The sequence below is a fragment of the Coleofasciculus sp. B1-GNL1-01 genome (genome assembly GCF_040220235.1).
Taxonomy (GTDB): domain Bacteria; phylum Cyanobacteriota; class Cyanobacteriia; order Cyanobacteriales; family Coleofasciculaceae; genus Coleofasciculus.
The window spans coordinates 57,659-64,559 of sequence record NZ_JAVJTO010000101.1; the positions used below are offsets into that span (position 1 = coordinate 57,659).

At 45.5% G+C, this 6,901-nt stretch carries 5 protein-coding genes and 1 pseudogene; 5 read left to right on the forward strand and 1 reads right to left on the reverse strand.

Annotated features, from left to right (window positions below; all coding sequences use genetic code 11):
* Window positions 1-28 precede the first annotated feature (28 nt).
* A complete protein-coding gene (locus RID53_RS24845) occupies window positions 29-1,378 on the reverse strand; it encodes a proton extrusion protein PcxA (protein WP_446390635.1) in 1,350 nt (449 codons plus the stop codon).
* Window positions 1,379-1,608: 230 nt separating this feature from the next.
* Here RID53_RS24845 and RID53_RS24850 point away from each other — a divergent pair, with 230 nt between their 5' ends.
* From RID53_RS24850 to RID53_RS24870, 5 genes and pseudogenes are all read left to right on the forward strand, one after another.
* A complete protein-coding gene (locus RID53_RS24850) occupies window positions 1,609-3,795 on the forward strand; it encodes a recombinase family protein (protein WP_446390636.1) in 2,187 nt (728 codons plus the stop codon).
* A gap of 274 nt (window positions 3,796-4,069) precedes the next feature.
* Window positions 4,070-4,713: pseudogene (locus RID53_RS24855) on the forward strand (Rpn family recombination-promoting nuclease/putative transposase).
* A gap of 112 nt (window positions 4,714-4,825) precedes the next feature.
* Complete coding sequence (locus RID53_RS24860; RefSeq protein ID WP_446390637.1) at window positions 4,826-5,542, forward strand: Uma2 family endonuclease; 717 nt, start codon at window positions 4,826-4,828, stop codon at window positions 5,540-5,542.
* Between the two features lie 166 nt (window positions 5,543-5,708).
* Entirely contained in the window at window positions 5,709-5,849 is a 141-nt protein-coding gene (locus RID53_RS24865) for a hypothetical protein (RefSeq protein ID WP_446390638.1), read from the forward strand.
* 149 nt (window positions 5,850-5,998) lie between these two features.
* Window positions 5,999-6,694, forward strand: coding sequence for a Uma2 family endonuclease (locus tag RID53_RS24870; RefSeq protein ID WP_446390639.1), 696 nt, complete (start codon window positions 5,999-6,001; stop codon window positions 6,692-6,694).
* Window positions 6,695-6,901: the final 207 nt, after the last annotated feature.

Consider the following 6,901-nt stretch of genomic DNA (forward strand, 5'->3'; position numbering starts at 1 on the left):
GAAGGCAGAGGACAAAGAACACAATTATTCATTCATTCATATTTCGGTAAGTTGCTACCGCTGACGGTGAAATTCGGTTCAGATAACGGAAAATCCAATATTTAATCACCGAATCGAGAATCACCGGAAACGTGGCAATAAACAAAAAGATAAAATCATGATTTTCGGGAATCCCGAAATGTCGCGAAATTGCCGCCAGAATCACTTCCCAACCGTGGGGAGAGTGGAATCCGACAAACATATCGGTAAACAAAATAATGATAAAGGCTTTGGCGCTATCACTGAGTCCGTATACAATATCATCAATAAACGATTTTAAAACCACAAAATCCGCTTTACTAGTAACAATCACTCCAGCAAAAAAAGCGAGAGAAATTAAGTCAGAAAAAATATTCTTAATCGCATCAGAACTGCGATACTGATAATCTTCAGCTAGCTCTGTGGCTTTTTCTCTCAGCCGTTCTTCCATTTCTTCCGAGGATAACTTCGGTGCCATTCCCAATAAGCTTTTAAAGTGCAGTTCCTCTTCAAACCGCTGGAGTTCAGTGAAGGCTTCTTCCTTCATGTCAATATTTAAAAAAATACCCGGTTCATTTTCTGAGCGAAACGAGTCAACAATGGGTCCAACCACAAATGTTTTAGCCACCTGATGGGCTAAAATGGGAACAATAATCAGCGTGAGAATAAACTTGATCGAAATCAAGGTTTTGTCGCGAGACGTGCGAAACTTCTTGACAACTTCCTCTTCAGCTTTAGGATCAAGTTCTCGCTGTAGGCGGTTGACGGTTCGCAGAATTGACCGAGGCACAACCCCGGTTTTATCCGATACGGTTTCTAACGCATCATTTTGGGGATTAACGCTAGCCTGCTTCAACTGGGATAAGGTTTTGGCATTGGCTGTCGTTCTGGGACTACCGTTGGCTTGAGCCACTTGATTGGCAGATAGCGGGATCAAGGAAACGGAGGATGGCTCAGGTTCTGAATATCGTTTTAATAGTTCATCAATAAAGTTGAGTTTTTCGATGATAATCGCTTGCTTTTCGGTTAATTCTATGGGGTCATAGCGGGCTAAGTTATCTCTGGAACCGAGCAAGCCATTCGTTGTTTTTGGCTCAGAAATCCGGAAAACTGACCGACTGGTTCTAAATTCCCGTAAGCGAACTCGAATCGTATTTAAATATTTCTTTAAGTCAGCCTCAAAATAGGAAATAACACTATCACTATGTTGACTGGAGCGAGCCGAAATTTTTTGCCCATTGAAATGCTCATCTTCAATGGATTTAATCGTTAACGCAGCTTTGTAAGCTTGATCTAAGGCTCTTTCGGGGGTATCCGCGAACCATTGGTTAGCCAGACGTAAAATAGAGGGTAGCTTCATCGAAACGGCTAATATCTCAATAAAAAATAGTCCGGAGTGATCCTGGCTCTCAATCGCCAGAATTAATATAGTTTACTGTACGTGGTATGTTAACAGATATTAAGTCCAAGTAGGTTGGTGGCAATAAATCCACCTAGATTAAGTTCTGTAAATAAACCTCAAACCCTTACATAAACATAGCTTGCTTCTCAAGGGAGCGAGTATGACGAATGACAAATGACGAATGACAAATGACGAATTCGATTTGGATTAGTGGTGGTACTCGCACGGGCAAAACAACTCGGCTGGTGACTCTGTTTCGCCAATGGGTAGAAGCGGGATGGGGTCGATCGCGTCAGTTATCTTCTCCCATTGTCCACAAAAAGCGGCGCGATCGCTATCAGACGCCTGCTTTGTTAATTTTGGCAGCCAATGCTGATAATCGTCGGGAGTTGACGGATCGGCTCACCACGACGTTACAGGGGCGTTATCCAGTGCGCTGTCAGACGCCCTTGGGCTTCTTTCAGGACGAAGTAATTCTATTTTGGCCCCTTTTAATCCAACGGTTAAATCTGAGGGCGCAATTTCCCCTGCGCTTGCGCCCGGAAACAGAACAGGATTTAGCCATGCAGTTATGGCGTCCCCAACTCGAATCTGGATTAATTCCGATACCGGGAACTAATGAGTCAGTTCGGGTGCGGCGTCTGTTAGATTTGTTACAATTAGCCGCCCTGAGTGGGACGCCGATTGAAGAGATTCCCAGGATGCTAGAACAGGGAGTGGTGGAACTGGAAGCCACCCCGGATCAATGGGAATTAATCGGTAAACTGCTGTTAGATTGGCGGGAGTGGTGTCTGGATAAGGGACTATTAACCTACAGTCTGGTGGGTGAACTCTATTGGCGGGAAATGTTACCCGATGCTACCTATAAACAGTATTTAACCCAGCGTTATCGGGCGATACTGGCAGATGATGTGGATGAGTATCCCGCGATCGCACGAGATTTGTTTGATTTACTCTTAGATCAGGGTATCGTGGGGGCGTTTACCTATAATCCCCAGGGTCAAGTGCGCTTAGGTTTAAATGCTGATCCGGATTATTTGTCAGGATTAGCCTCTCGGTGTCAAGTGGAATCCTTACCCTCACAGCCGAATGATTCCTTAGCTGATGCGTTATCCCCAATGGCGGTAGACCTACTCAACGACCCCATTATATTGTCAGAGTTGCCGGAGTTTTTGCGATCGCTACAAACCACATCCCGCGCTCAGTTGTTGCGCCGCACCGCCGAGGTAATTGTAGAAGCCGTGAAGTCGGGACAAGTGGAACCGGGGGATATTGCCATCATTGCACCCGGATTAGACGCGATCGCCCGCTATACTTTAACCGATATTCTCACTAAACAGGGGATTCCCATCGAACCGTTGAACGAACAGCGCCCCCTGATTAGTTCCCCCTTAATTCGAGCCTTATTAACCCTGCTAACCCTTGTCTATCCAGGGTTAGGGCGGTTAGTAGATCGGGAGGCGATCGCCGAAATGCTTGTGGTTCTTAGTCGTACACCCGAACCCGTGGCGACGCCTGAGGAAGACTTCCCCATCCCCAGTCCCAATATTGACCCGGTACGGGCGGGTTTACTCGCGGATTACTGCTATTCTCCTGATCCCGACTCCCCCCGCTTATTACCCGTTGAAACTTTTGCCCGTTGGGATCGTTTAGGACATCGGGCGACAACGGCTTACACCCAGATTCAGCAATGGTTAGAGGTGCAACGAGAACAGCAGCAACAGCGCCTAATTCCGTCCTGTGTAGTGATTCTCGATCGCGCCATCCAGAAATTCCTATGGAATGGTTCTAATCTACCTTACGATCAAATTTCCGCCTTGCGGGAACTCATGGAAACCGCCCAACATTATTGGGAAGTGGATGGACGATTGCGGAAACTCCCCGCCAATACGACTGATGAGGAAATAGCCAGAGGGGGAACACCACCGCAGGCGACAATTTCCCAATTTATTCAGTTATTGCGTCGGGGAACCGTCACCGCCAATTCCTTTCCCGTGCGTCGCCTCCCCGCTACGGCTAATTCAGCCGTTACCCTAGCCACTATTTTCCAATATCGCGCTGCCCGTGGCTATCACCGTTGGCATTTTTGGTTAGATGCGGGCTCTCATCTGTGGAGTCAGGGAGGTGCAGCGACGTTATTTGCAGCCCCCTTATTTCTCAAGGATTGGTTTGGACAGCCCTGGACAGAAGCCGATAAAATCCAAGCAGATGAGGAACGCCTGCAACGGATTTTACAGGATTTGTTAGGGCGAGTTCGCGATCGAGTGTATTTGTGCCATAGTGATTTAGCCGTTAATGGGACAGAACAAACGGGTCCGTTGTTAAACTTAGTTCATTCATCAATAGAGTTAACGGCTGAGTCAGTTGTGAGTTAGGGATCTGCGTAAAAGTAGAGTACCAGTGAGGAAAGCTGGATTCATGAACTCAGCCAAACGTCCTTGGTACATTATTAAGTCGCAAGTCCCTTATCGTTTCTAAGGAGTGAACAAAAGATTCGGGCTTTTTCGATCACATTAAAGGATTTTCCCTAACAATAGTGCAGCGAGAAGCCCCTACATTCCCTACATTCTCAAATGCACCTGACGGATGCAGCAAGCCCATGCGATCGCCTGTGTTTTTAGGTCTACTTTTAATTGGGGGAGGATAACTATGATTTTCATTAATCCCAAAACTGATTTTGCCTTTAAAAAGATATTTGGTTCTGAACAAAACCCAGAAATCCTCATTAGTTTCCTGAATTCCCTCCTCTACGGCGGACAACCCCGCATCACCTCATTAGAAATAATTAATCCTTATCTCGCCCCAAAAATCTAGGGAATTGAAGATACGTTTCTGGATGTAAAAGCCAAACTCACCGATGAGACAACGGTGATTATAGAGATGCAAGTCCCTTTGTCGAATTACCAAAATTTACTAAAGAGTTAGAAGAATTAGAAACCTTAGCGGATAAATGGATATACTTTATTAAATGTGCGAGAGGATTAGAGACGATACCGGAAACAATGGCACAAGTCCCGGAAATACGTAAGGCGTTTGAAGTCGCGAATCAAGCGAATCTGACTCGTGAAGAGTTAGAAGCACTAGAACAGCGAGAAATGTATATTCATGACCAACGGAATGCGATTAAATTAGCCTTGAGACAAGGAATTGAACAGGGAATTCAACTGGGACGAGAACAAGGGATTCAGGAGTCTAAAGTAGAAATGGCTCGGAAAATGCTAGGGATTGTCGATGAAGAGACGATTAGTCAGATCACTGGTTTGAGTTTAGAAGAGGTGCGACGGTTGAGGTAGAAATTGTCATTAGTGAATGCGCTCGCCTGTTAATTCCGACAAACGCCCCCAGGTTATCTATCCTTCATTTAATCAAATACAATGAAATAAGTTGTCGCTCCCTGAACGACTCATGCTAGAGTACAACCCATCCAATTGCTTACCCTGTGCAGAAGAGCTACCCGATTCTGACGATACGCCAGTGGATAATGAACTGCAAGATTTGATTCCCTCATTACTTAAAGCTGTCCTAGCGCTGTTGTGGGAGAAGCGCTGGGATTGGTTTTTTGGGGTGGATATGGCGATATATTATCACGCCAAAGAACCGGCGATTGTACCCGATGGGTTTTTGAGTGTGGGAGTACAACGGTTTATTGAGGAAGACTTGCGTCTGTCTTATGTGGTGTGGGAAGAGCAGGTTGTACCTATGTTGGTGCTGGAGGTAGTATCCCATAAGCGTCGCGGGGAATATAGCAGCAAGAAAAAAATTTATCGGGACATGGGGGTACTCTATTATGTGGTGTACAATCCCCTGCGGCGTCGTAAAGCCCCGTTGGAAGTGTATAAATTAGTGGATGGGGAGTATCAGTTACAGTTTGGTAATCCGGTGTGGTTAGCAGAAATCGGATTAGGGATAGGAAGAGAGCGGGGAACCTATCAGGGAATAAATCGAGAGTGGTTGTACTGGTACAATGAGCAAGGACGAAGAATCTTGACGCCAGAGGAACAAATTGCTCAGGAGAGACAACGCGCAACAGAAGCTGAACAAGTGGCTCAACAGGAGCGACAACGGGCAAAATTGTTAGAGGAGAGATTGCGATCGCTAGGTGTTGAGCCGGATAATTTGTGATCACACATAAGACACTGATTGAATCATATTCTGCCACCGACTAATTTGCTTGCCTATAGACCTCATCAACCGTAAACCGTAGGGTGGGTTAAGCGGTATTCAATTGAGAGAACAAATCATTTAATTACCTATCCGCTGTAACCCACCAAGTTATCGTTTCTAACCAGTGAACAAAAGGGATTTCCGGCGCTTGAGAGAGTGGTTTGCTCAAAAAGATTGGGAAATTTGGGATAAGCAAATTGAGGCGGATAGTGCTAATGGTAAACTGGATTTTTTGCTGGAAGAGGCAATGACTTTATTTGGGTAAGCTGTTCGGCATTTAAACCATAATGTCAAGAATTGCGTTAAGTTGACACGGATGGATCGGATCGTGTCCCTACCATAAATGGTTTGTGTGCTTAATGACTCAAGAGGAATAAAATACAATGAAATTAGTTGTCGCTCCCTAACCGACTCATGCTAGAGTACAAGCCATCCGATTGCTTACCCTGTGCAGAAGAGCTACCCGATTCTGACGATACGCCAGTGGACAATGAACTTCAAGATTTGATTCCCTCATTACTAAAAGCTGTCCTAGCGCTGTTGTGGGAGAAGCGCTGGGATTGGTTTTTTGGGGTGGATATGGCGATATATTATCACGCCAAAGAACCGGCGATTGTACCCGATGGGTTTTTGAGTGTGGGAGTACAACGGTTTATTGATGAGGACTTGCGCCTGTCTTATGTGGTGTGGGAAGAGCAGGTTGTACCCATGTTGGTGCTGGAGGTAGTATCCCATAAGCGTCGCGGGGAATATAGCAGTAAGAAAAAAATTTATCGGGAAATGGGGGTACTCTATTATGTGGTGTACAATCCCCTGCGACGTCGTAAAGCGCCGTTGGAAGTGTATAAGTTAGTGGATGGGGAGTATCAGTTACAGTTTGGTAATCCGGTGTGGTTATCGGAAATCGGATTAGGGATAGGAAGAGAAAGGGGAACCTATCAGGGAATGACGCGGGAGTGGTTGTACTGGTACGATGAGCAAGGACAGCGGATATTGACGCCAGAAGAGCAGATTGCTCATGAGCGACAAATTGCTCAACAGGAGCGACAACGGGCAAAATTGTTAGAGGAGAGACTGCGATCGCTAGGTGTTGACCCAGATCCTTTGTGATAACACAAGTGACACCGATTGAATCATATCCTGCTATAGACTCACCCTTAAATAACACAGATTGACACAGAAAGACGTTTTAAACGATCGCGTGTTTTTTAGGTCTACTTTTAATTGGGGGAGGATAACTATGATTTTTATTAATCCTAAAACCGACTTTGCCTTTAAAAAAATATTTGGCTCTGAACAAAACCCAGACATTCTAAT

What these genes read in the sequence shown, in the direction of transcription:
- RID53_RS24845 (WP_446390635.1), bottom strand. Translation starts at nt 1,378, where the DNA reads ATGAAGCTACCCTCTATTTTACGTCTGGCTAACCAATGGTTCGCGGAT.
- RID53_RS24850 (WP_446390636.1), top strand. Translation starts at nt 1,609, where the DNA reads ATGACGAATTCGATTTGGATTAGTGGTGGTACTCGCACGGGCAAAACA.
- RID53_RS24860 (WP_446390637.1), top strand. Translation starts at nt 4,826, where the DNA reads ATGCTAGAGTACAACCCATCCAATTGCTTACCCTGTGCAGAAGAGCTA.
- RID53_RS24870 (WP_446390639.1), top strand. Translation starts at nt 5,999, where the DNA reads ATGCTAGAGTACAAGCCATCCGATTGCTTACCCTGTGCAGAAGAGCTA.